Annotated in this window: 24 protein-coding genes; 10 read left to right on the top strand and 14 right to left on the bottom strand. The window is 39.9% G+C overall.

What is annotated here, in order from left to right:
* Position 1 precedes the first annotated feature (1 nt).
* The gene (gene rsmA, locus EDC17_RS00125) at positions 2–781 is read right to left on the bottom strand and encodes a 16S rRNA (adenine(1518)-N(6)/adenine(1519)-N(6))-dimethyltransferase RsmA (RefSeq protein ID WP_132775748.1); all 780 of its coding nucleotides are present in this window, start codon (positions 779–781) and stop codon (positions 2–4) included.
* Between the two features lie 151 nt (positions 782–932).
* Between rsmA and pdxA the strand changes: the two genes are divergently transcribed.
* From pdxA to miaA, 4 genes are all read left to right on the top strand, one after another.
* Complete coding sequence (gene pdxA, locus EDC17_RS00120) at positions 933–1,988, top strand: 4-hydroxythreonine-4-phosphate dehydrogenase PdxA (protein WP_132775746.1); 1,056 nt, start codon at positions 933–935, stop codon at positions 1,986–1,988.
* Positions 1,989–2,084: 96 nt separating this feature from the next.
* Positions 2,085–3,500: a CCA tRNA nucleotidyltransferase gene (locus EDC17_RS00115; RefSeq protein WP_132775744.1), complete on the top strand. Its 1,416-nt coding sequence runs from the start codon at positions 2,085–2,087 to the stop codon at positions 3,498–3,500.
* A gap of 66 nt (positions 3,501–3,566) precedes the next feature.
* A complete protein-coding gene (locus EDC17_RS00110) occupies positions 3,567–4,157 on the top strand; it encodes an IS1096 element passenger TnpR family protein (protein WP_132775742.1) in 591 nt (196 codons plus the stop codon).
* 3 nt (positions 4,158–4,160) lie between these two features.
* Complete coding sequence (gene miaA / locus EDC17_RS00105) at positions 4,161–5,081, top strand: tRNA (adenosine(37)-N6)-dimethylallyltransferase MiaA (RefSeq protein ID WP_132775740.1); 921 nt, start codon at positions 4,161–4,163, stop codon at positions 5,079–5,081.
* A 46-nt stretch (positions 5,082–5,127) separates the two neighbouring features.
* Here the strand turns inward: miaA and EDC17_RS00100 are convergent, their stop codons facing one another.
* The 5 genes from EDC17_RS00100 to recJ all read right to left on the bottom strand — a co-directional run bounded on the left by EDC17_RS00100 (position 5,128) and on the right by recJ (position 11,285).
* Positions 5,128–5,553, bottom strand: coding sequence for a nuclear transport factor 2 family protein (locus EDC17_RS00100; protein ID WP_132775738.1), 426 nt, complete (start codon positions 5,551–5,553; stop codon positions 5,128–5,130).
* A 204-nt stretch (positions 5,554–5,757) separates the two neighbouring features.
* Positions 5,758–6,825, bottom strand: a complete 1,068-nt coding sequence (locus EDC17_RS00095; protein WP_132775736.1) for a branched-chain amino acid aminotransferase — start codon at positions 6,823–6,825, stop codon at positions 5,758–5,760.
* A 457-nt stretch (positions 6,826–7,282) separates the two neighbouring features.
* Complete coding sequence (locus tag EDC17_RS00090) at positions 7,283–8,797, bottom strand: GH3 auxin-responsive promoter family protein (protein ID WP_132775734.1); 1,515 nt, start codon at positions 8,795–8,797, stop codon at positions 7,283–7,285.
* 22 nt (positions 8,798–8,819) lie between these two features.
* Positions 8,820–9,554, bottom strand: a complete 735-nt coding sequence (gene lptB / locus EDC17_RS00085) for an LPS export ABC transporter ATP-binding protein (RefSeq protein ID WP_132775732.1) — start codon at positions 9,552–9,554, stop codon at positions 8,820–8,822.
* A gap of 30 nt (positions 9,555–9,584) precedes the next feature.
* Entirely contained in the window at positions 9,585–11,285 is a 1,701-nt protein-coding gene (gene recJ, locus EDC17_RS00080) for a single-stranded-DNA-specific exonuclease RecJ (RefSeq protein WP_132775730.1), read from the bottom strand.
* 116 nt (positions 11,286–11,401) lie between these two features.
* On the opposite strand from recJ, the gene EDC17_RS00075 reads away from it, so the two are divergent.
* The 3 genes from EDC17_RS00075 to EDC17_RS00065 are packed head-to-tail and all read left to right on the top strand — an operon-like array spanning position 11,402 to position 14,034.
* Positions 11,402–12,184, top strand: a complete 783-nt coding sequence (locus tag EDC17_RS00075) for an MBL fold metallo-hydrolase (protein ID WP_132775728.1) — start codon at positions 11,402–11,404, stop codon at positions 12,182–12,184.
* Between the two features lie 55 nt (positions 12,185–12,239).
* The gene (locus tag EDC17_RS00070) at positions 12,240–12,719 is read left to right on the top strand and encodes a cation:proton antiporter regulatory subunit (protein WP_132775727.1); all 480 of its coding nucleotides are present in this window, start codon (positions 12,240–12,242) and stop codon (positions 12,717–12,719) included.
* Between the two features lie 10 nt (positions 12,720–12,729).
* The gene (locus EDC17_RS00065) at positions 12,730–14,034 is read left to right on the top strand and encodes a cation:proton antiporter (RefSeq protein WP_132775725.1); all 1,305 of its coding nucleotides are present in this window, start codon (positions 12,730–12,732) and stop codon (positions 14,032–14,034) included.
* Here EDC17_RS00065 and EDC17_RS00060 read toward each other — a convergent pair.
* Both EDC17_RS00060 and EDC17_RS00055 read right to left on the bottom strand, forming a co-directional pair.
* Positions 14,031–14,363, bottom strand: a complete 333-nt coding sequence (locus EDC17_RS00060; RefSeq protein WP_132775723.1) for a metal-sulfur cluster assembly factor — start codon at positions 14,361–14,363, stop codon at positions 14,031–14,033. The two genes, EDC17_RS00065 and EDC17_RS00060, sit on opposite strands and share 4 nt — an antisense overlap.
* Positions 14,364–14,366: 3 nt before the next feature.
* Complete coding sequence (locus tag EDC17_RS00055; RefSeq protein WP_132775721.1) at positions 14,367–15,527, bottom strand: glycosyltransferase; 1,161 nt, start codon at positions 15,525–15,527, stop codon at positions 14,367–14,369.
* 108 nt (positions 15,528–15,635) lie between these two features.
* On the opposite strand from EDC17_RS00055, the gene EDC17_RS00050 reads away from it, so the two are divergent.
* Positions 15,636–16,613 carry a polyprenyl synthetase family protein gene (locus EDC17_RS00050; protein ID WP_132775719.1) on the top strand — a complete coding sequence of 326 codons (978 nt, stop codon included), beginning with the start codon at positions 15,636–15,638 and terminating at the stop codon, positions 16,611–16,613.
* Between the two features lie 75 nt (positions 16,614–16,688).
* Positions 16,689–17,465 carry an amidohydrolase gene (locus EDC17_RS00045; protein ID WP_132775717.1) on the top strand — a complete coding sequence of 259 codons (777 nt, stop codon included), beginning with the start codon at positions 16,689–16,691 and terminating at the stop codon, positions 17,463–17,465.
* Between the two features lie 48 nt (positions 17,466–17,513).
* On the opposite strand, the gene EDC17_RS00040 is transcribed toward EDC17_RS00045, so the two are convergent.
* Entirely contained in the window at positions 17,514–17,888 is a 375-nt protein-coding gene (locus EDC17_RS00040; protein ID WP_132775715.1) for a hypothetical protein, read from the bottom strand.
* Positions 17,889–17,995: 107 nt separating this feature from the next.
* Between EDC17_RS00040 and EDC17_RS00035 the strand changes: the two genes are divergently transcribed.
* A complete protein-coding gene (locus EDC17_RS00035) occupies positions 17,996–18,436 on the top strand; it encodes a MarR family winged helix-turn-helix transcriptional regulator (protein ID WP_132775713.1) in 441 nt (146 codons plus the stop codon).
* A gap of 42 nt (positions 18,437–18,478) precedes the next feature.
* On the opposite strand, the gene EDC17_RS00030 is transcribed toward EDC17_RS00035, so the two are convergent.
* From EDC17_RS00030 to EDC17_RS00010, 5 genes are all read right to left on the bottom strand, one after another.
* Positions 18,479–20,038 (bottom strand): FMN-binding glutamate synthase family protein, encoded by a 1,560-nt coding sequence (locus EDC17_RS00030; protein WP_132775711.1) that lies wholly within the window; start codon positions 20,036–20,038, stop codon positions 18,479–18,481.
* Positions 20,039–20,157: 119 nt separating this feature from the next.
* Entirely contained in the window at positions 20,158–20,925 is a 768-nt protein-coding gene (locus tag EDC17_RS00025) for a Rossmann-like and DUF2520 domain-containing protein (RefSeq protein WP_132775709.1), read from the bottom strand.
* 1 nt (position 20,926) lies between these two features.
* Positions 20,927–23,401, bottom strand: a complete 2,475-nt coding sequence (locus tag EDC17_RS00020) for a heme lyase CcmF/NrfE family subunit (RefSeq protein ID WP_132775707.1) — start codon at positions 23,399–23,401, stop codon at positions 20,927–20,929.
* Between the two features lie 23 nt (positions 23,402–23,424).
* Positions 23,425–23,835, bottom strand: a complete 411-nt coding sequence (locus tag EDC17_RS00015) for a cytochrome c maturation protein CcmE domain-containing protein (RefSeq protein ID WP_132775705.1) — start codon at positions 23,833–23,835, stop codon at positions 23,425–23,427.
* A gap of 191 nt (positions 23,836–24,026) precedes the next feature.
* Positions 24,027–25,277, bottom strand: coding sequence for a dicarboxylate/amino acid:cation symporter (locus EDC17_RS00010; protein ID WP_132775703.1), 1,251 nt, complete (start codon positions 25,275–25,277; stop codon positions 24,027–24,029).
* Positions 25,278–25,465: the final 188 nt, after the last annotated feature.

Genomic DNA, 25,465 nt, shown 5'->3' with positions numbered 1-25,465 from the left:
ATCATTTTGTATTAGCTATCTCATTTGTCAAAGCCACAAAATCCTGCACAGTCAATCTTTCTGCTCTCAATTCATACAAGGGATTGTCACTCATTTTGTCTTTGGCAATGACACCAGAAAGTGAATTTCGTAGAGTTTTTCGGCGTTGGTTAAAACCTGCTTTCACGACTTTCCAAAATAAAGCTTCATTACAACCCAAATCCGTCACCTTATTTCGTGTCATGCGCATGACGCCGGATAACACTTTCGGAGGGGGATTGAATGCACCTGCTTTGACCGTGAAAAGGTATTCTACATCATAGTAGGCTTGCAAGAAAACAGAAAGAATTCCATACTCTTTGCTACCCGGCTTAGCCACACAACGTTCAGCCACTTCTTTTTGGAACATACCGGCCATCTGTACGACACGGTCTCTTTCTTCTAGAATTTTGAATAATATTTGAGAAGAGATATTGTATGGATAGTTTCCGATCACAGCCATCTTGTCCCCAAAATATTGGCTAAAATCGAGTTTTAAGAAGTCACCATGGATCAATCTGTCACCCAATTGTGGGTATTTATCTGTGAGGTATTCAATGGATTCGTCGTCTACATCAATCAAATAGGTCTCGTATTCTTCCTTTTGGAGCAAAAAATCTGACAATACACCCATACCTGGTCCTACTTCCAACACTTGGGTAAACCCAAGCGAGGTGTCCAATGCATCTGCGATGCGTTGAGCAGCATTTTTGTCATTCAAAAAGTGTTGTCCTAAGTGTTTTTTTGCGCGTACGTTACCCATATTCTTCTATTAGCCTCAAAATTAAAAAGTAAATATGACATTGCAGCAAAAAGATTTGGCATATTCCGAAACTTAACTGACAACATTGGTGACCGAAATACCTTTCTTTCTCATTTTTTTTCTATTTTTGAATTGAAAAAACGCTAAAACGATGAGTGAAAAATTAAAAGTTGGAATTAGTATTGGAGACATCAACGGAATAGGTCTAGAAGTGATTATCAAATCTCTGATGGATAATCGCGTGTTGGACTTTTTTACGCCTATTGTGTATGGTAATACTAAGAACGCTTCATTTCATCGTAAAGCAAACAATATCAATGACTTCAGTTTTAATGTCATCAATGATGTGGAGCAAGCCAATCCGAAACGTCCTAATCTGATCAACTGTTGGCAAGAAGATGTCAAAATCACATTGGGTGAGGAAAATGAAACAGGGGGCAAATATGCTTTCATTTCATTAGAAAGAGCCGTAGCAGATTTGACGGCAGGTAAGATTGATGCTTTGGTCACAGCACCGATCAATAAACACAACATTCAAAGTGAAAACTTTAATTTTCCAGGTCATACCGAATATTTGCAAAGCAAAACTAACGCGGATGATGTATTGATGTTTATGGTGTGTGATGAATTAAAGATAGGCGTAGTGACGGGACATATTCCGCTAAATGAAGTCGCTACTAAAATCTCTGAAGAAGCTATTCTGAAGAAATTGCGATTGATGAATAACTCCTTGAAAACAGATTTTTGGATCCAAAAACCGAAAATCGCCGTGCTAGGATTGAATCCGCACGCAGGTGATAACGGAGTGATTGGCATCGAAGATGATACAATCATAGCACCATCTTTGGCCAAAGCGAATGAAGAGGGGATATTCTGTTTCGGACCTTATCCAGCAGATGGATTTTTCGCAGGCGAAGCCTACAAAAAATTTGATGCTGTACTTGCGATGTATCACGACCAAGGTTTAATTCCATTTAAACATATTGCAAATCGTAAAGGAGTAAATTATACTGCAGGACTGCCTATCGTGCGCACTTCACCAGATCACGGCACAGGTTACGATATCGCAGGTAAAAATTTGGCTTCGCATGCATCCTTTATGGAGGCGATTTTCACGGCAGTACATATCGTAAAAAATCGTCGCGAGCAAGCTGTGTTGTCCGATAATCCTTTAGCATTCCGTAAACTTTCTAAAGATAGAGATTAGTCCACACGGGAGATTACCTTAGATTTTTGACTTATTTTTCTTTTAAATTGAGTATTTTTGCCAACGAAATAGGTCGGTAAGGCCTATATGTGTGCTATGACTGAAGATTTACAACATCCCATATTTTCTATTATCAAAGATTTAGCTGACAAGACAGATACAGAAGTGTATGTCATCGGTGGCTACGTACGGGATAGGATAATGGGACGTTCTTTCAAAAATGACGTAGATATATTGGTGATTGGTTCAGGAATAGATTTTGCAACCAAATTAGGTGAGCATTTGCATACCAAAGTGGCGGTGTATAAATCGTTTGGTACAGCCATGTTGGTGTATGATGGGCTGGATGTCGAATTCGTAGGTGCCCGAAAAGAATCCTATAGACGTGATTCGCGTAAGCCTATCGTAGAAGATGGTACATTGCAGGATGATCAAAATCGTCGTGACTTCACCATTAATGCGATGGCCTACTCGTTGAATAGCGCTACGTATGGACAATTGTTGGATCCATTTGATGGATTATCTGATATTGAAAATCGCATTATCCGTACCCCATTAGCACCCAAAGAAACATTCTCGGATGATCCGCTGCGTATGATGCGTGCGATACGATTTGCTACTCAATTGAATTTCAAAATTGATGTGGAAACTTTGGAAGCTATTGTGGAGACCAAGGAGCGCATTCAGATTATTTCCAAAGAGCGTATTACGGACGAAATGAATAAAATTATTTTGTCCAAAAAACCTTCAATAGGTTTTAAATATTTGTTTGATACGGGTTTGCTGCAGTTGGTATTTCCGGCTATGGCAAATTTGTATGGTGTGGATTATGTCGATGGCAAAGGACATAAGGACAATTTCTACCATACTTTAGAGGTGCTGGACAATGTTGCCGATATGTCCGATGACTTGTGGCTGCGCTGGGCTGCAATCATGCACGATATCGCCAAGCCAGCGACAAAGCGTTTTGATAAGCGTATTGGATGGACATTTCATGGGCACGAAGATCGCGGCGCTCGCATGGTGCCTAAGTTGTTCGCTGACATGAAATTGCCGCTGAATGAAAAGATGAAATTTGTTCAGAAGCTAGTTCAACTGCATTTGCGACCGATTGTTCTTGCACAGGATATTGTGACAGATTCGGCAGTACGTCGTCTTTTATTCGAAGCAGGGGATGATATTGATGCGCTCATGCTCTTGTGTCATGCGGACGTGACGACCAAAAATGAGTTTAAAAAGAAAAAATACCGCGACAATTTTGAGCTTGTCAAGCAAAAACTCAAAGATGTCGAAGAGCGTGATCACTTACGCAACTGGCAGCCACCAGTGACGGGAGAAGATATCATGCATGTTTTTGGATTGGGACCAAGCAAGCAAGTGGGGGTTATCAAGAATGCGATTCGCGAAGCGATCTTAGAAGGAGATATTCCAAATGAGCGTATGGCTGCGTACCAATTTATGTTGGATAAAGCCAAGGAGCTTAATTTGGAACCCAAGGCAATATTGTCTTGATAGACTTCAAAATAATTTTATAATTTTATAAACAGAAACTAGGTTATACTTAGTCGATATAGATATATGGCAGTTTACAGATTTAGAGTTACATTCGAAGATTATGAAGATGTATATCGTGATATTGATATGCCTTCAAAGGGTACTTTTTTAGAATTACATCATGAGATACATAAGAGCACGGGTTACAATCCTGAGGTATCGTCCTCCTTTTATGTGAGCAATGATCAGTGGAAAAAAGGTACTGAAATAGCGCATCTTCCGAATCCACGTAAGAAGGAATCAGGTGTATTAATCATGGAGGATATCCGTCTAAGTAAGTTTATTGATGACCCGCACCAAAAGTTTTATTACATCTATAATTTTGACAGACCCTATGATTTTCATGTGGAACTCATTAAGATTTTGAAGGAGGAAGACGGCAAGGTATATCCGGCACTGTTCAAATCTGTAGGTCTAGCTCCTAAAATCGCTGCCGCTGCCAATTTCCCTGTTGCGGATTTGGATGAGGACGACGATGATGACTTCATCGAAGAAACTGCTACCGAAGAATATGGTGTAGACGATGAAGATGAATACAGCATCGATGAGGGTGATGAGGAAGAAGAAGGTGGAGAGGAAGAACAAGAATTCGGCGCCGGAGAAGAAGATTATTAATTAATGTCTTTTGTGGACAAACATAAAAAAACGTTAGTCGTAGTGGTTGGTCCTACAGCAGTAGGTAAAACAGCTACGGCTATTTTATTGGCGCAGCATTTCAATACGGAAATAATATCGGCTGATTCTCGTCAGTTTTATCGGGAGATGACCATAGGCACGGCCAAACCTGATGCGGAGGAGCTTGCTGCCGCTCCTCACCATTTTATCAATTCACATTCCATCGCGCAAGAATATTCTGCAGGTGATTTTGAGCGTGATGCATTGAAGCTGTTGGATGAACTATTTTTAACGAAAGACACCGTCATTATGGTCGGTGGTTCGGGATTGTTTGTTCGTGCAGTGTGCGAAGGCTTGGATGATTTGCCCAAAGCTCCGGAGGGAGTACGCGATGCGTTGAACAAAGCCTTTGAAGAAAAAGGACTGGAGCCTCTGAAGGCCCGCCTCAGAGAATTAGACCCTGCATATTATGCGGTGGCCGATATTGACAACCCCCAACGTGTCATTCGCGCACTGGAGGTGTACGAAGCTACCGGAAATCCTATGTCTTTTTATCAAAAGAAAGAGCAAGCTTCCCGTCCATTTCAAGTCGTGACAGTCGGTCTGAATATGGATCGTCCCAAATTATACGAGCGTATCAATCTTCGGGTGGACAATATGCTGGCAGCAGGATTGATAGATGAAGTAAAATCCTTAGAACAATATCGCCATAAGCCGGCGTTACTGACTGTAGGCTATTCAGAAATATTTGATTATTTCGATGGTGACCTCAGTCTCGAAGAAGCCATTGACAAGATTAAACAAAATTCAAGACGCTATGCCAAAAGGCAAATCACATGGTTCAAGAAATATGGTAACACCACCTGGTTCGAACCTCATGACTTAACAGGTATTTTGCATTACATTTCACTCCAAAATAAATAAGGCCTCCCCATCGGAAGGCCTTTGATTTATAGTGGAAGAGTTGTAATTATTTATAGTTGGTGATTACTTCGCTTATTTTCCATCCCTCAGCAGTATCTTGTAGCGTAAGGATATCCACACGGGTAAAATTGTCAAATTTGAAAGTTGCTTTTGCTACAGCAAATTTGCCTGTCTGATCCAATACTTCATAAGTGTAAGCGCAGTCGTATTTTGAATTGTTCGTTTCGTTCAGGAATTTCACATACTCTTCTTTAGAAGATTTTTTCTTGTTCGCTGTGTTGAAGTATTCAAAGTTGTCGGCCAACATTTCTTTAATATCGTTTTGGTGACCCAAAACTGAAGCATTCAAATAATTAGCTACGATGCTTACTGATGGTCCTGATACAGAAGGGTTTGCTTTCTCATTTGCAAATGAGCTCAATGATAATACCATCATCATTACTGTTGCGATTGCTAATAGATTTCTTTTCATGGTTGTTTATATTTTTAGTTTTTTAATTTCTTTTGATACTCCAAAGGTAGGGTGAATGGGAAGGCTGCAGAATGGCAATTAGATTAATCGACGAAGAAAGTCGGTAAAAATCGAGGTTTATTCGGTGAGTAAATGTGTAGCGTAGAAAACAAAAAAGGTCTAAGTAGCTAACTTAGACCTTTCTATATACAGTGACAGTATGGGCTATACGATAAAGTTCCAACCGAATGGATCTTCAATTTTACCATATCGTAATTGATTCAAATAATCTAATACTTTATTAGAGAATTCACGGCCTTCTACTGGAGGCAAAGTATAGTCTTTACCTTCAAAACCGATTCTATCGATATGCGTAATTGTAGCAGCAGTACCTGCAGCAAATGCTTCGGCAACTTGACCTGCTTCGATACCATCAATCAATTCTTTTACGGAAACCTTGCGTTGTTCCGCTTTATAGCCCCATTCTTCTGCCAATTGCATGATGGTACGTCTCGTCACGCCATGGAGAATGGTATCGCCATGTGGCGTAATGATGGTGTCTCCAATACGGAAGATTAGATTGGCTGTTCCAGCTTCTTCAATATATTTGTGCTCAAGAGCGTCTGTCCACATGATTTGGTCGTAACCTTCATCATTCGCCAGTTGTGTAGGGTATAATGACAATGCATAGTTACCTGCATTTTTTGAAAAACCAACACCACCTTCGGCTGCACGTGTATAGTGCGTTTCCACTTTCAGTGAAATCGGTTTGCTGTAATATGCACCTACCGGACAAGTAATAACAATAAACTTGTATGAAATCGAAGGATGCACGCCTAATGCGGATTCCGTTGCAAACATAAATGGACGAATATACAATGAAGTACCTTCTTTAGAAGGAACCCAATCGCGATCGATATCCAATAATTGTTTCATCCCGCCCAAGAAAATATCTTCCGGCACTTCGGGCATCTGCAGACGCGCTGCGGACTTGTTAAATCTTTCCCAGTTATTCTCTGGTCTAAATATACTTACTGTTCCATCGTCAAATTTGTATGCTTTGATACCTTCAAAAATGGATTGACCATAGTGCAATGCAGACATGGATGGACTAATGCTAAGCTCGCCATAGGGCACAATACTCACATCTTCCCATTTACCATTGTTATACTCAGCGACCAGCATGTGGTCTGACATGATATGCCCAAACTTAAGATTATTGAAGTCTACTTGCGAGAGTCTTGATGTACTTGTCGGCTCTACGCGAATTGAAATTTGTTCTGTCGCGCTCATTCTCTTTTTATATTTTATTGGAATGCAAGTTAAAAAAAAAGATTTAGAGCTTTTGCTTTAATTTCGAAATAGGGTATTCAATTTGCCAATTTAGGGGCATAAATAAAAATCTCCTTATTGAATTAAAATTTGTAATTTAGGATATATGCGGTTCGTAAATTAATTTGATATCCCGTCGAATTTATCTGTTAAACCAATTAACTACCTTATTATGAAGTCTTTATTGCAGAAATCAACGACAAAACGTCGTGAAGAACAACACATCACCTTATTCGGATTTATTAAAGGATATTTTATTTATCTCTATAAAAATTTTATTCGCCCGTGAGTCTAATTCGGCGGATTATGTTTATGATACACGGAGTGTATGTATAATTATTTAAGAAATGCATTAACTGTTATGGACAAAGGTATATTAGTTTGCGGTTCTGCTGTTATTCTTCCGTAACAAAGTTCATTAATTGTGAATGATTTTCAATAAAGGATCCAAATAATCGCGATTGTTTGCTAAGCGAGGCACTTTATTTTGTCCACCCAATTTGCCACGCGATTTCATCCAGTTGTAAAAAGTCTTATCCGGAGCATTATGGATAATAGGTTTTGCCAAAGCCATATTTTTATATCTTTTGGCATCATAATCCGAGTTGATCTCCCGAAGCGTATTGTCTAGTATGTCGCAGAATTGATTAAAATCTCCAGGTTGTTTTTCAAATTCAATAATCCATTCGTGAGCACCGGCGTCCTTATTGTTAAAATAGACAGGTCCAGCGGTGTAATCCTTAATTATAGCTGCCGTAGCATCACAAGCCGCTCGGAGCGCCTGATCGGCATTGTCTACGATCACTTCTTCACCGAAGGTATTGATATACTGTTTTGTGCGACCCGAAATCTGGAAACGATAAGGGGATAGGGAAGTGAACTTAATGGTGTCACCTATTTTATAGCGCCAAAGTCCAGCATTTGTGGAAATAATCAGCGCATAGTTTTTACCTATTTCTACTTCGTGCAAACCTAATGTTTTGGGATGCTCGTCTTCTAAATTTTCGAAGGGCAAAAATTCATAGAAAATGCCGTAATCGAGCATAAGTAACAAATCGTCTGAATCGGACTGGTCTTGTATACCAAAATAGCCCTCAGAAGCATTGTAATTCTCCAGATAATACATATTGTCAGTAGGAATTAAACGCTTGAACTGCTCTTTATAAGGCATGAAACTGACACCGCCGTGGCCGTAAAACTCTAAATTTGGCCAAATGTCCAAGAGATTATCTTTGCCTGTAATCTCTAGTATGCGCTTTGCCATGACGATATTCCAAGTCGGTACACCCGCGAGACTCGTCACATTTTCTTTTATGGTAAGCTGAGCGATTTGCTCTATTTTCTCTTCGAAATTAGGATTGAGCGTGACTTCCATAGTTGGCGTCCGTAAGAACTCGGCCCAAAAGGGGAGGTTGCGGATTAAAATGGAAGATAGATCGCCGTAATAGGAATCGGGACTAAAATTATTGATCTGCGAGGATCCACCAATTACGACGGTTTTTCCTGTGAAAACCTTATTATTGGGTTTGTTGTGGCAGAATATTGTCAACATATCCTTGCCGCCTTGGTAATGACATTCCTCTAAAGCTTCCAGGCTAACAGGAATAAATTTACTGCGGTCTGCCGTCGTGCCTGAGGATTTGGCAAACCATTTTATGTCCGATGGCCAAAGGATATTCTGCTCACCTTTGATCATGCGATCGATATAGACTTTGAGACCATCATAGTCACTAATGGGCACACGATTTTTGAATTCCTCAACAGTATAAATACTCTTAAAATCGTATTTTCTGCCCCATTCGGTAGCTTCAGCTGCTGAAATCAAGTTTTGAAACCATTCTTCCTGCACATCATGGGGATATTTAATAAAGAGCTCAATCTGATGAATTCTCTTTTGCATAATCCACGTGAATATTGAGTTAAGTATGGCCATGATTCAATGAAGTAGCGTGATGTTAAAGTTTCTTTCTGCGTAGTACGAAATTTTGTCCCAAATAGAATTTACGGGCCATTTCGTTGTCGGCAATTTCCTCCGGCTTACCTGTTAACATAATCTTTCCTTCGGTCAACAAATATGCGCGGTCCGTAATGGATAAAGTCTCCTGCACATTGTGGTCAGTGATGAGTACCCCTATGTTTTTGGCTTTGAGCTTCGATACGATCGATTGTATTTCTTCAACAGCGATAGGGTCAACACCGGCAAAGGGTTCATCCAAAAGGATGAAATGCGGGTTGGCTGCTAGCGCGCGTGCGATCTCCGTACGACGGCGTTCGCCACCTGAAAGTAAGTCGCCGCGGTTTTTGCGTACACGGTGCAAACTAAATTCACTTAGGAGTTCCTCTAATTTGGCTAGACGTTCTTGTTTATTAGGGTAATGTATTTCCAATACAGCAAGAATATTATTTTCTACGGATAGCTTACGGAATACAGAAGCTTCTTGGGCAAGATAACCTATTCCTTTCTGGGCTCTCTTGAACATGGCATCTTTCGTGATCTCCTCGTCATTGAGGTATACGTGGCCATCATTCGGTTTGATAAGACCTACAATCATGTAAAAAGAAGTCGTTTTACCAGCACCGTTAGGGCCCAGAAGTCCCACGATTTCCCCTTGTTCCACATGAAATGAAACATCATTGACAACTGTACGTTGCTTGTATTTCTTAATGAGATTTTCTGCTCTAAGTATCATGAATAATATTTCTGCTATTGCAAATATATTTTAATATCGTATTGCTTTGATGTTTAATTGCAAATTCTTTTTGCCGCGCCAGTTATTTTCCTCAATGGTATAACAAATATCGAAGGCATTCTGATTTTGAATATAATCGAAATGTTCGGCCAAGCCAAATGCTATACAATCAAAACCTGGTGAATCACCTTGCCTAATAGTGAATTTCAGGTGATTGTTGCCCACAATATTTGCCGATCCGATGATACGCACCTGACGCGTCATGAATACAGGTGCTTCATTTTGCGGGCCGAAAGGTTCAAATTGCTTTAGCAAGCGATACAATTTGCTATCAATATGCTGAAGATTAATTTCTAAATCAATGCTAACCTCTTGCTGTAACATCTCCGGTTTGATCGTTTTTTGGACGACATCCTCAAACCTTTGTTGAAATAAGCGGATATTTTCTTCTCGCATGGTCAGTCCAGCAGCATATTTGTGCCCACCAAATTGTTCTAAAAGGTCACTACACTCACTCAGCGCCTCGTATAAATCAAAGCCAATAACCGAACGCGCGGAACCTGCAATGTGTCCATTGGTGTGTGTAAGGATGACGGTAGGACGGTAATATTTTTCAGTAAGACGGGACGCCACGATTCCAATCACGCCCTTGTGCCAATCAGATTTGTACAGGACAGTAGATTTGCGAAGTAAATTATCCGTAGATGATTCAATGAGCGATAATGCTTCTTTGGTGATGTTAAGATCAAAATCCTTGCGGACATTATTCTGATCATCGACTGCGTTCGAAAAGTTTTTAGCTTCCTCTTCGGATTTGGAAATGAGTAGGCGCACAGCATCTTTTGCATGTTCTATACGACCAGCAGCATTGATACGAGGACCAATTTGAAAAACTATATCATTAACGGAGAAAACGCCTGTTCGATTGGTCGAAAGGTTAATCAACGCTTTGAAACCTACCGAAGGATTGGTATTTAATTTTTTAAGACCAAAAAATGTTAAGATTCTATTTTCGCCGGTAATCGGAACAATATCTGAAGCGATGCTGACAGCAACCAGATCGAGATATTGGTACGCGGCTTCCATATCCATGTTATTTTTAAGGATGAAAGCTTGTATGATTTTAAATCCTATGCCACAGCCCGAGAGCTCTTTGTATGGGTATGCACAATCCGAACGTTTGGGATCCAATACCGCTACGGCATCCGGAATGGATTCTCCCGGAAGATGATGGTCACCAATGATGAAGTCTATGCCTTTACTCTTTGCGTAATCCACTTTTTCAATGGCTTTGATGCCACAATCCAATGCGATGATAAGCGTAAAACCATGTTCGGCAGCGTAATCAATACCTTGAGTAGAGATTCCATAGCCTTCGGCATAGCGATCTGGAATATAAAATTCAATGCCTGTATGAAAAGTACGGAAGAAACTATAGACTACAGATACGGCGGTAGTACCATCTACATCATAATCCCCGTATATTAGAATCTTCTCCTTATTGCCGATAGCTCTTTCGATTCGGGTAATGGCTTGATCCATATCCTTCATCAAAAAAGGATCATGCAAATGATCCAAAGATGGTCTAAAGAAATATCTTGCTTGTTCAAAGGTTTGGACTTCTCGACTTACCAAAAGGTTTGCAACGATGTCATTGACACCTAGTTCTGTTTTTAAATTATTTACTTTGTTGCTATCGTTTTTTGGTTTTAGGACCCACCTTTTTTGCATATCTTTGCACAATATTTGTATGTAAATATACATTATAAAGGTGTAGTAACCTAGTACTTGCAGTCTATAATTAATTTACAGATTCTTAACTCTCATATTTACAATAACATAAAAGAATGATTCAAGCATATTCTTTATTCGAAGGTTCCTTCTCTGTGGACGCATCCAAAAAGTTTGTTCCTTTTGATCCATCGAAAGATGATCCAAAAAGTCGTCCAGCGTCTTTGTTTGTACATGTTCATCCATTTTTGGTCGAATCGAGTCATGGCCTTTTGCTATGCGATGCAGGCTTGGGCATGCGTGCTGAAGAAGATGAGTTGTTGATTCACCACAATATTCGTAAATTGGGGTTTGAACCAGAAGATGTGAAATATGTTCTTATGTCACACTTGCATAAAGACCATACAGGAGGATTAGTAGATTTCAAAGGTGGGGTAGGGCGCCTTGCATTCCCTGAAGCGGAGTATGTGATACAGCGCGGAGAATGGGAGAATGCCTACGCAAAAGAATCTGCTTCATATCGTACAGAGGTGTTTGATGTGATTCAGCGCAGTGGAAATTTGCATCTTGTGGAAGGAGATGGTCGTGTCAATAATGAAATTAGCTACGCGATAAGTGGTGGGCATACCGAATACCACCAAGTGTTTCATATAGAGACGGGTGGTGAGCATTTCTTTTTCGGGGGAGATGTGGTGCCCGAGCCGGAGGAGCTATTCAAAAACTTCATCGCAAAGTATGATTATGACGGGCGCACTTCACGCGACAAGCGCAAAGAGTTCTGGCAACAGGGTGCTCCTGAAGGCTGGATTTATTTATTTTACCATGGCAAATCATTGGCTATGGGTCTACCTAAGAAAAAAGAAGATGGGACCTATTTGTTGGTTGACCCTAACAAATAACTCGTTTTTATTATATTTGATAAATCAGTCGTTATAAACTAATAACATATTTTCTATGTCAGTAGTAAGAGAAAGTGATCTTATTGGTATTGGAAAGAAGTTTCAGATCGAAACTGAAGCCGGAGACAATATGGTCGTAGTGATTCATGATGATGGTCGTCGTGAATTGTATCGTCATGAGGATGAGGATAATGAAACACGTTGTGTGATGACTTTATCCGATGAGGAATCACGTCAAGTGGCAGGTATAATTGGGGGACTATCCTATAAACCTAAAGCCCTTGAAACGATTGAAGTCGCCTTGGATGACTTGCGTATCGAGTGGTATAAGGTAGAGCCGACCAATGATGGCGTGAACAAGACTATAGGTGAGCTTGACGTCCGTCAGAAAACTGGTGCTTCTATTATCGCCGCCATTAAAGATGCAGAAACTAAAATTAACCCCGGACCGGATTACGTAATTGAACCGGGCGCAACTTTGGTCATTGCAGGAAAAGCTAAACACATCAAACTCCTTAAAGAACTATTAGTATAATTGCATGTATATGTCTCATATCATAATCTTAGAAATCGGAATTGCTGTATTTTTAGTGGCCTCAGTAGGTCTACTAGCGAATAGACTACGTTTCTCTGTTATTCCTTTTTTTATTATTATAGGTATGTTGTTGGGTAATAGAGAATATCCTGACGTCATCGCCAATACACTCGCTAGTATTAATAATCCGAGCATAACTTCTGGATTCAATACCCTTTGGTCATTCTTTACGTTTACCGAAAGCAAACCCTTTATCGAATTCATGGGCAGGCTCGGTGTTTTGTTCCTTCTATTTTATCTGGGATTAGAGTTTTCGGTGGGTCGCCTCATTAAGTCAGGCAAGTCCATTGTCACGGGAGGAACCCTTTATGTCATATTGAACTTCGTTTCCGGGCTATTAATCGGCTGGTTGATGGATTTGCCATTCAAAGAATTGATGGTGCTATGTGGTTTGATGACAAGTTCTTCTACCGCTATTGTGGCTAAAGTGCTTACAGATTTAAAGCGTACAGCAAATCCTGAGACCGAGGTAATCATGGGGATGATTATGTTTGATGATTTGTTTATCGCCATGCACATCTCTTTCCTTTCGGGATTGATTTTAGCGGGCGGAACCTCTTTCTGGGCGGTTACGGCCACTTCATTAATGGCTCTTGGATTTATATTGGCCTTCTTAATCTTCGGTCGTAAGTTGGTGCCATCTATTGATAGAATACTACAAGACAAGTCCTCCGAACTTTTTATCCTGATTATATTCAGTTTGCTATTTGTGATTGCAGGCTTTTCCGAAACAATACATGTGGCGGAAGCTATTGGTGCACTCATGGCCGGACTGGTATTTGCCGACTCCAAGTACCTCAAAAAAATCGAAAGCATGGTCCTGCCATTTAAAGATTTTTTCGGAGCGATGTTCTTCTTCAGCTTTGGGTTGTCTATTGATATTTATTCTTTAGGCGGTGCAGTAGGATGGGCAGTTTTGGCTGCTTTGATCACGGTTGTATGTAATGTAGCCTCTGGGTATTTTGCAGCACATTTTTCTAAGATGAAGCCTCGCACTTCTTTTGATATTGGATTTACACTATCAGCGCGCGGCGAATTCTCAATCATCATGGCCAATATTGGGAAAGCAGGTGGGTTGTTGCCGATAATTCAATCTTTCGTGGTGGTGTACGTGTTGATACTTTCTATTGTTTCTCCTTTACTAACCAAAGAATCTAGAAATATCTGGACTGGGTTATTTGGGAAAGAGGATAAAGCTTCCAAACCTAAAAAGACTTTAGCAGAATTGGAAGCTACAGCTCGGGAAGAAGTCTAGAGAAAGCCTAATTCCAATTTCGCTTCTTCAGTCATCATATCTCTGTTCCACGGTGGGTCAAATGTAAGCTCCACTAGCGCCTCATTTACGCCCTCCACAGCAGCCACTTTGCGTTGTACTTCATCCAAAATATCTCCCGCTACAGGGCAGCCAGGAGCTGTAAGGGTCATAATGACCTTGGCAATACCGCCTTCTTTGGTGATGATCTCATACACCAGGCCTAAGTCCACAATGCTAGCTGGTTTTAACTCGGGATCATATACCGTTTCGAGCGCTTCTTTTATTTTCGGAGCAATTCCTAAATGATCGATTATTATTATATTACTCATATCTTATTTCCTTTCTAATACGTCTTTATATATATCTTCTAGCGTTTGTATATTATTTGCTAGTTGATAGTTTGCTTCATATTCCTTTAGACAATTTGCTGCCAATATTTGTTTACCTTCTTCATTTAATAACGCAAATTTTTTGATTTTATCAGCCAGATCAATGGCATTACCCGCTTCAAAATGATATCCTGTAGATGCAGCCACGATCATATCTTCCAGCGCGCCTATTTTGCTTCCGATGACCGGAGTGCCCATGGCATAGGCTTCCAAAATAGTCATCGGCATCCCTTCAAACCATATAGATGGTACAATGAGCGCTTGGCCACTGGCTAATGCTGTATTCAGTATTTCTTTGGATTGAAAACCTTTATATAGGATATTGGGATGGCTAGCGGCCGCGGACTCCACGGCATCCAGCATAGGACCATCTCCATATATCTCCACACTATACTCCGGTAGCTGTGCAAAAGCCGCAATCAATGTTTTTATGCCTTTTTCGACGGCTAATCTCCCAATATACACAAAATGATTGGTCTTAGGTACTTCAGGCCGCACAGGAGCTGCAATCGCATTGGTCTTAATACTGATTTGATGCGGTTCAATTCCTTTAGATGATTGCAAGAGCAAGCGCTTCATAAAATTGGAAAACACCAAATAACGGTCGATTTTATTCCAAGTTGCAAGGAGCTGATGTAAATAATAAGCAAAGGCAACCCAGAATGTCTTAATCGCTGAATTATCTAGACTTTTGCGATTAATGGAAGCCCAAGGAAATTTCTTATTTAGGGTGTCCAAAAAGACCTGATCTTCATGAAACAGAGTTGCAGAAGGATCCAATAATCTGTAATTATGTAAGGTCTGCACGGTCTTAATATTTCGACGATGCAGGGTTCTGAATACCCACGGTCCAATTGCATAGTGCGTATTGTGGATGTGCACAATATCCGCTTTGAAAAGCAATGCCTTTTGAGCGATTTTATGTGCTGCACTTATATTCCAAGGGTACAATGCAAACTGAATAAGCCCCTTCAAACCTTTTTCGTTGCGAAATGTCATAGTCTCCACGCTATGCTTCTTGCTCAAAGCATCGACCTCTTGCTGAAAAACTACATCTTCTCCGCCTTTGTGTTGATAAAAGTTATGGACTACTAAAATTCGCATGCATTCCTATTTTTACAAATATACTATTATTACAAAACCCAAATTACCTGGAAATGTAAAAGCCTAAAAATATATATGTATCTTCGTATGACTATTCACTTAAAAAATATGTTTGGAAATCCGTATTATGCTGAAAAAATCAGTAATGCCTTAGAGAATATAGAATTACCTACAACTCCTAAAAATCTATACGAACCCATACTTTATATTTTGTCTCTATCCGGAAAAAGGGTACGTCCTCAACTGGTATTTATGGGCGCACAACTATTTGGTTATGATGACGTAGATACTGTGTTGCCGGCTTCGGTAGCGATAGAATACTTTCATAATTTTTCGTTAATGCATGATGACATTATGGACAAAGCGCCATTGCGCCGCGGTAAGCAGACAGTCCATCAGCGTTGGAATGACAATGTGGCTATTTTGTCGGGCGATGCATTATTGGTCAAATCGTATGATGAACTCGCAAAATGCCCAATCACTGTTGTTCCTGAATTAATAAAGACTTTCAATCGGGTAGCCTTAGAGGTGTGCGAAGGGCAGCAGCATGATATGGACTTTGAGCAGCGTAATGATGTGTCCGAAGAAGAATACATCAATATGATTCGACTCAAGACTTCCGTGCTCCTAGGTGGTGCTTTGGAGTTGGGTGCTATCATCGCAGGGGCAAATGCAGCCGACCGACTGAAGATATACGATTTTGGTGTGAATCTTGGTGTTGCTTTTCAGCTGCAGGATGATATTCTCGATACTTTTGGAGATCCCGAGACATTTGGCAAGCAAGTGGGCGGCGATATCATCGTTAACAAAAAGACTATCCTGCATATTTTATTGAAAAGAGCATTGCTGTCTGAAGACGAAGCAGAATTCAATGCTATTCTCGAGCTCGAAGAAAGTGCCGGCGAAGAAAAAGTGCGAAGAATGATAGAATTGTACAATAAATATAAAATATTGGAACAGGCAAATACGTTAAAGGTAAAGTATTCCACTAAATCGTTAACGAGTCTGCAAGATATAAATGTGAATGACACCCAAAAGGAGGATTTACTTCTTTTGTCCAATAGCTTGTTGAATCGTAATAAATAGTGTGAACCTTTTTAGATTTTAATTTCAATTTTATTATATTAGACAATATTAATTCACAGACGGAGTACCTTATTAATGGAGCCTATAAAAATCACCATATTTCAAGCTTATCTTTTTTGGGAGAATGTAGAAAAGAACCTTCAAAATTTAAGCTTGCGATTATCATCCTTACGGGAGAAAACAGACTTAATCATTTTACCCGAAATGTTCAATACGGGTTTTACGACTAATGTCGAGAAATGTGCGGAAGAAATGGATGGAATGACCATGCGTTGGCTGTATGAGACCGCCAAAAAGTTCGAGTGTGTGGTCGCGGGTACATTGATTATCAAAGAAGGGAGTAATTATTATAATCGCTTTGTGTGGATGTCTGCCGATGGCAGTTACGTGCATTATGATAAGCGGCATTTATTTGCTTTGGCCAATGAGACGGATCATTTTTCGCCAGGCAACTCCCGCATCATGTTACAATTGAAAGGATGGAAAATATGTCCGATGATTTGTTATGATTTAAGGTTCCCGGTGTGGTCGCGTAATGCTGAGAACGGCTATGACTTATTGGTGTATACTGCTAGCTGGCCTGATAAGCGTTCAGCGCATTGGCGTGCATTGATACCTGCACGTGCTATAGAAAATCAAGCGTATGTGATCGGTGTCAACCGTGTAGGCCATGACGGCAATGAAGTCTATTATTCGGGTGGGTCGATGTGTATCTCACCAATGGGAGATGTCGTGTACTATAAGCCGGAGGATGAAGATTTGTACACTTTCACGCTTAATCCTCAGGATTTGCAAAAATCAAGAGAACAGTTCCCTTTCCTTAAAGATGGAGATAAATTTAATTTGCTATAAATTATACTATTGCTATAAATAAAAAAGTCTGTGCATGCACAGACTTTTTTATTTATAAGGTCTTTCGAGTATCGCTGATTGAATGACAGCCTGTCGGAGATCAAATTCAAATGCTTTTGTAGTTTCGGGCTCTGGAAGCCGTGTCGGTATCTTCACTTGGGACTCTTGAAGTGATTTTCGACGTTGTTGTGCCGCAATAACTTCCGCTGGTAACTCTGGTTTATATTCCATTTTTGGAATTTTTACTTTTCGGTCCACGGTTTGTCGTATTTCCGCCGGAGGATTAGGAAGTTGTACGGGTGCTGGCGACGGACGTTTATGCGGAGTCCGTTGAGAAGCTTTAGCCGCTTCTTTCCTGTAGTTTTGAACAAAACTAATTATTACAAAGGCAATGGCTACCAGTACACCAAAGATATTTTCCATACTATAAAGATATTAAATAATAAATGTTTAATTTGAAAAATCATAAAAATTTGCAAAATTCAAATAATCTTGTTTAATTGCATAGGCAACCTAATTATATCTAAATAATGAATGATTCGTTAATAATATCCAATGAATTCTACTCTTTCCTAACAGGAAAGGTGTCAACAGCCATTTCCAGGAGGTTACAGCGTAATTTAAAAGCGGGGAAACTTAATATTACAGCTGAGCAATGGACAATCTTATACCATCTGTGGCAGGAAGAAGGACTTACACAACAAGAGCTTGCTAACCTTACTTTTCGTGACAAACCCAGTATTACTCGGTTAATAAATAATCTGGAGAAAATGACACTCGTAATCCGGGTTAACGATAAGCAAGATCGTCGATCCAATCTCATTTACTTGACCAAAGAGGGACGGAAATTGCGGGAGGAAGGAATGAAGCAATCCTTACTTACACTACAGGAAGCTACAGCAGGATTGGAAATAGAAGAGCTGCGCGCAGCGCAAATAATATTAGATAAAGTATTCCACAATATTAAATAATGAAAAAGGACGACATTTTTAATTGTCGTCCTTTTTTTATTCTTAATCATCCAAAAATTCTTCTTTCTGGAAAGAGTTTTCTTTTTTGTTGAATTTACCCGTATTTTTAAAGTAGATATCGTGGAAGCTCAATGTCGTGACAGCATCCACTTTTCGGAAGAATTTTTCTGCACGAATATCATCAATTGTCTTGAATCCACATGCTTCCATAATTTCTACCGTTGCACGAAGCGTATTACGATGGAATTGAGCAACACGAACATGTTTGTCCGCTACATCCAAGCCTTTATATAAGTGTGGTTTTTGTGTAGCCACACCTACTGGACATACGTCCTCGTTACATTTCAATGCTTGGATACATCCAAGGGCAAACATCATACCGCGTGCACTATAACATGCATCAGCTCCCAAAGCCAATGCTTTCAACAAGTCAAATCCTGTTACAATTCGGCTAGAAGCAATAACTTTGATATGTTTTTTTAATCCGTAATTGATTAATGTAGTAGTCACAAAAGTAAGCGCATCGTATAATGGCATACCGATATTGTCTGTAAATTCTAACGGTGCAGCACCTGTTCCTCCTTCTGAACCATCAATAGAGATGAAATCAGGGAAAATTTGTGTGTTTTGCATCGCATTACAGATGTCTACGAACTCTTGTTTGTCACCCACACAAATTTTGAAACCTACTGGTTTGTAACCAGAAAGTTCACGCAGTTTTTGGATGAAATACATCATCTCCTCTGCATTGCTGAATGCACTGTGTGCAGGAGGCGACATAACGTCTGTACCTGGGATGACGTGACGAATAGCAGCTACCTCAGGAGTGTTTTTTGCTGCAGGCAGGATACCACCATGACCAGGCTTAGCACCTTGTGAGATTTTAAGTTCAATCATTTTCACGTATGGTCTATTGGATTTTTCAGCATATAATTCGCTGTCAAAATAGCCATGCTCATCGCGACAACCGAAATAACCTGTACCAATTTGCCAGATCAAATCACCACCGCTCATGTGGTAGTTACTGATACCACCTTCACCGGTATTATGTGCAAACTTTTGTAGTGCAGCACCTTTATTCAACGCTGTAATAGCTGTTTTACTCAACGCACCATAACTCATCGCCGAAATATTAAAAATACTTAAGCTGTATGGTTGTTTACAGAATTTGTTGCCAACCATTGTGCGCAAATCGTGATTTTCGATATGCGTAGGGAATATTGAATGCGCTACCCATTCATTTCCCACAGCCTGTGGGTCAGTTTGCATACCGAAGGCGACAGTCTCGCGTTGGTTTTTCGCTCTTTGATATACAATAGAACGCTGTCTTCTGTTGAATGGCCTACCATCTGTATCCGACTCCCAAAAATATTGTCTCAATTCAGGACGAAAGGATTCGAAAAAGTATCTGAACGCACCAACTAATGGATAATTGCGTAGAATAGCATGATGTGTCTGTACACTATGATATACTGCCACTACTAATAACGGAATAGGAATAATTAATAACCAAAACCAACGAGGAGTAAAGATAAGTCCAAAGGAAATGATGATTAGGTTTACGATTATTATAGTTGTGAGAATTAGTTTTCTAACTGCCATGATTTAATCTGAAGTTATTGGATATACTAATATTTTATATTTTTACGAAAGCAAAATTAGTAAGTAATTTTAGCATTAACACTAAACTCTTCACTTTTATATTTTTTGTAATTAAAAGATTATTTGGGGTATCTTTTAACAATAAAATCAGATAAAAGTTGATATATTTTGCTTTCCTCAGGGTATTGCGTTAAGAATTGCAAATGCTTATTGATAACCTGATAATCTCCTCTCCGCGCTGGCCCCGTTTGCGTGTCTTTCGGGGAATGCTGTTGCACCTTTTGAGCAGTTTCTGCGATGATCGGTTTGAGCAAATCAAAACTCAAGTGTTCGCGTGTCAAGATCTCTTCTGCCATTTGAAATAAGGCGTTGCTAAAATTATTGACCAATACGGCGGATAGATGCAGTGCCAATCGCTGTGAGGAGTCGCATGGAAAAGCTTTTGGGGTGACAGGAGCAATTAACCTTAACAATGTATCAAATGTACGCTCGGAATCAGCTTCTATGCCAAAAGGAATAACAGACAGGTCAGTGTCTATTTCTTTATTCAAGCTTTGGGGAGGATAGATGACACCATAGCGGTGAAATGCTTGCAATACTTCGATAGAGGTGGCACCAGAGGTATGCACTACGATTCCTTCTATGGAAGGATCAAGCGCTTGTGTGACCTGATGTATAGCGGCATCGCTGACAGCGATGAGATATACATCAGCATGCTTGCTTATCAATTGCAGGTCATCGATTGACTGGCTATTAACTACACTAGCCAATGCATTTGCATTGGCTAGTGTAGGTGAGTATACTTGTAGAATATTATGACCTGTAGCGTAGCATGCTTTCGCTAAATGCGTTGCTATATTACCGCTACCGATTATAACTAAATTCATATTAAGCTTCCTTGTGTTCTATAACTTTACCTTCTTTGCTGCGTCTGATTATCGCCATGATAAATCCTATCGTCATGATAATGGTACCCGCCCAGAAGAAATTAATGTAAGGGAATTTAATAGCTTTGAATACAATCCATTTTTTCTCTGGCAATGGTTTTTGGTATACCATGATTTCCAATTTATCCTTATCTGGGATAATGTTGGTGAATCTAAATTTCAGACCTTCTTCGGATACATCTTTATTGAAATCATAAGCATTACCATCTTTTAATAAGAATATAGGTTCTGCATTATATTCCTTTTGATCCGCATCGATAACTTTTATTTTTAATCCTACAATGACGTCATCCGATTTAAGTGGGATATTCTCCAATTTCGCCTCTTTATTCACTCCCTCAATCACAAAAACACCATTACGGTAACGAAGTGTATCCCCAATGTTGACCTGATAAGTAGCGGGTTCTTCGTAATCCTCAAAACCGGTCTTCTCTTCTTGCGTGATCTTATTCAATGGAGCATGCGAATCCGCTGCAGCTGCAGTGATTAAAGTGTAGATATCGTGTGTAATATAGTGGCGCGTATCAGGCGTACCTATCAAACCACCCATATCCGGATTGTTTTGTGCAAATGGACTCAACGTGAAAGATTCTTTTACCTTTCCTGTCTCCTCATCAATTTTTTCGTATTTAATATGGTAATACACATTTGGCGCAGCGACACTGTCGCCTGTATAGGTAATTCGGTAGTCGCCCATTTGTACGGGTTCACCTTCTGTCAAGAATAAATTCTCTCCAGGATCGGTGAATTTATCGCCTTCCTTACCGAAATTTTTGACACCGATATAGCCACTTTGATTAACCGAAATTACTTCATTGGTGGCTGCAGCGACCAAAGCACCAATCACTAATAAGCCAAAGCCAATGTGAGATACTGCCGAACCTGTTAACTTCCATTTACCTTTGATGGCATCGCTCAATATGCGGATATTGGCAACGATACAGTATATACCCGTGAACATAATGAGCTTATACATTACGTTGGTATACGTTTTGGTGAAGTATATCGCTGCTGCTGCCAATAATATGGATACAACTAATGTAGCAATTGTAGATGCCCAAAATCTTCTGCTTTCTGTACGTTTGTATTTCAAAAATTGAGTAAAAGCGGTCAAAAGTAAGATAACTACTGCAAATGCACCTTGCCATTTATTATAATGCGCAATAGGATCAACAGGAGGGGCTACTTTGGTTCCAAATAAGGCGTTAAACACCGGGATTGATGTGGTAGCAATCATTTGTACACAAGCTACTGTCAGCACCAAAGCACCAATAAACATCCAGAACTCCCGGGAATATATTTCTTCTTCTTTTTTCGTGCTTGGCAGTTCTTTTCTTCTCCAGATTAGTAAACCAATCATGATGATGAAGAAGACCAGGTTGAATGCAATCAGCTGACCATTCATGCCCAATGTAGTGAAGGAGTGTACGGAAGTTTCACCCAATACACCTGATCGCGTTAGGTATGAAGCATAGATTACTAATACGAAACTTATTAAAGATAATAAGGTCGCAGTGAAATAACCGTGACCAGAATGTCTAAATGCTAAAATAACGTGTACAGCAGCGATTAAGGTAAACCATGGAATGATAGAAACATTCTCTACCGGATCCCAAGCCCAGAAACCGCCGAAATTCAAGGCTTCATAAGCCCAGAATGAACCCATGATAATACCCGCACCTAAGATCATAACCGCAAATAAAGCCCAAGGCATTCCCTTTACGGTCCACTCTTTGTATCGACGTGTCCAAAGTCCGGCTGCAGCATATGCAAACGGCACGATCATCGACGCAAATCCTAAGAACAATGTGGGTGGGTGGATCACCATCCAATAGTTTTGCAATAAGGCATTTAATCCTTTTCCATCGATCATGGATAGGTAATTCGGATCTTGAAAGATAGGCGCATTCATGGCATCACGCAACAATATAAATGGCGATGAACCGATGCGGTTGCCAAATATTTCAACACCTATCAGCATACTTGCCAAGAAGGTTTGACAAAGCATGACAAATGTCATTACGGGTGATTCCCACGATTTGGTACGGAATAATAATACGGTTCCAATAACGACCTGCCAGAACATCCATAACCAGAAACTACCTTCTTGGCCTTCCCAGAATGAGGAAATAATATAGTGCGTAGGTAACTTGGTGTCTGAGTGTGACCACACATAATAGTACTCAAACATGTGGTTGTAGATCATGTAAAACAGCAATGAACCTATTGTCACTACTGAAATAGCATTAAGAATGAAACCGATGCGGCCCATTGTTTTCCATGATTTCTCATCAGGGTTCTTTGTGGCAAAGAAATAGCTTATAAGCGAAAATAAGGCAGCTCCAAATGATAGAATCACAAAAAACTGTCCTATTTTACCAGGTAAAAGGTTTTCACCTACGTAATTAATATCCATTAAATAGTTATATTAAAAATATATTATAGCGAAGCGTTCGTTGATACGGCCTCTTTAATTTCCATCTCGTCTTTATTGTATTTTGAAGGACATTTCATCAAAATTTTGCTGGCATGAAAGGTATCGCCCTCCATCTTGCCTGTTAATACAATTTGCTCCGAACGTTCAATGTCTTGGGGTTTCGAACCGTTAAATACAACCTTACACTCCGTACTATCGTTGTCATACATATAGAATGCGAAGTGATTGGCATCTTTTACCGGATCATACACTAACTCTTTTTCTTTATTTAGTACACCTACTACATAAAGTTCTGTGTTTTTCTCTTTTGCTTGAGCGAATGTTGAATACGTACTAGAGTCCGTATAGATAACTAAAATCATCGCAATAGCAACAGCAATGATAACGATGAGAATGATTGAACTTTTTTTCATACTATAATTTTGACTAAAACAAGTACAAAATTACGAAAAGGTATGTGAAAGAATGAATTTACCAAGAAGTGCTGTCTATTTAGAACAGTTCTAAATAGAATTAGTAACCAGGTAAGTTCTTAGCTATCTGAAATTTATCTCCTGATGTAAAATAATTGTTAATTATCTTACGGGGTAACTGAGGGTTAATTTTACATTTCTATGGGTTCGGCAGAGGTGTTCTCCGCTGAACTAAACTTCTCTCCGCTGAATTTAGTGACCAGCATGGCGGCAAGAGAATCTCCTGTAGCATTCAGAATCGTAGCCAAGGGATCCACCAATGCACCAATAATCATAATTGCCGGAACAGCCTCATTGGGTATGCCATATACGGATATCATGAGCATTTCACCTATGAATCCACCGTTTGGTATTCCTCCAGCCACCATACTTACGAGAATAGTAATTCCCACTGCAGTAATAAGGGTAGTAGGCTCGAAAAAATTCCAATCCAAAATGGCAAATGCTACATATATTTTGAGAATGGAGGATATAGAAGAGCCATTTTTGTACAATGTATTGCCCAGCGGAATCACCACACTAGCAATATAATTCGGTACTCCCATTTTTTTTGCGGCTAATAGATTAGCGGGCAATGTGGCTAGGCTGCTGCATGTACTCACAGCGGTCAGGGAAGGTGTAATATTAAATCGCCAATAGTCCTTAATGCCTTTGCGTCCATTGGCTATGAAAGCATATAATGAAAATATGGTAAAGAAAAAGACTATTCCGAAAATGTAATAAAATGCAAGAGGCTTAGCATAAAAACCAAAAAGTTCGGGTCCTAGCGTCTGCACCTGATAGGCGAAATAAGCGCCCAAACCTATAGGTCCTAACTGCATGATCAGCGTCAGGAGATTTTTCATCACCTCATTTCCGGCTATCAAAAACTGAAGAAATGGTCGTGCCGCTTCTCCGCTTTTACGCACAGAGATGCCTATTAAAAATGAAAATATAACGAAGGCTAGAATATTTTGGCGGGAGAGTAAGTGGACAAATTCACCTACACTCAAAAAACGGACGATTTTGTCGCCCCATGTATCTTCGGCATTGGTACTGATTAATTCAGATGCCGCATTGGACTGTGTGATCGCGGTAACCGGAAAGGCCCATAATCCAAGTATGGTCAATACCGCTGCTATGGCTATAGTGGAGATGAATACAGCGCTCATCACACCCAATATTTTGCCCAATTGACTATTGCTCTCAATATTAGCGATAGCGGTGCTGATAGCGAAAAATAATAAAGGAATTACAGCGACAAACAACAAATTCAAGAAGATATCTCCGATGGGTTTGATATATAGTACCAAGTCAGGCACGAATAGACCGACAAGACTCCCAATAGTGATGCCCATTAGAAGTAGAATGATACTGCTATAACTCTTTAGTATAGTATTCATGTGGAGATTATCTTTAAGCTAAAATAGTTTTTTTGTTTTAGATTTGACACAAAAAATATAGAATATGGATATTGTGACGACAGGCGATGGTTCAAAAACCATTTATAATGCAGAAGTAGGGGAGCATTATCACTCGAAGCATGGGGCTTTGCAAGAAAGCAAACATGTGTTTCTAGGGTCGGGCCTTC

The organism is Sphingobacterium alimentarium, assembly GCF_004342685.1.
GTDB lineage: Bacteria > Bacteroidota > Bacteroidia > Sphingobacteriales > Sphingobacteriaceae > Sphingobacterium > Sphingobacterium alimentarium.
Note: the sequence above shows the minus strand (reverse complement) of the source record. Positions and strands in the feature narration are given on the sequence as shown.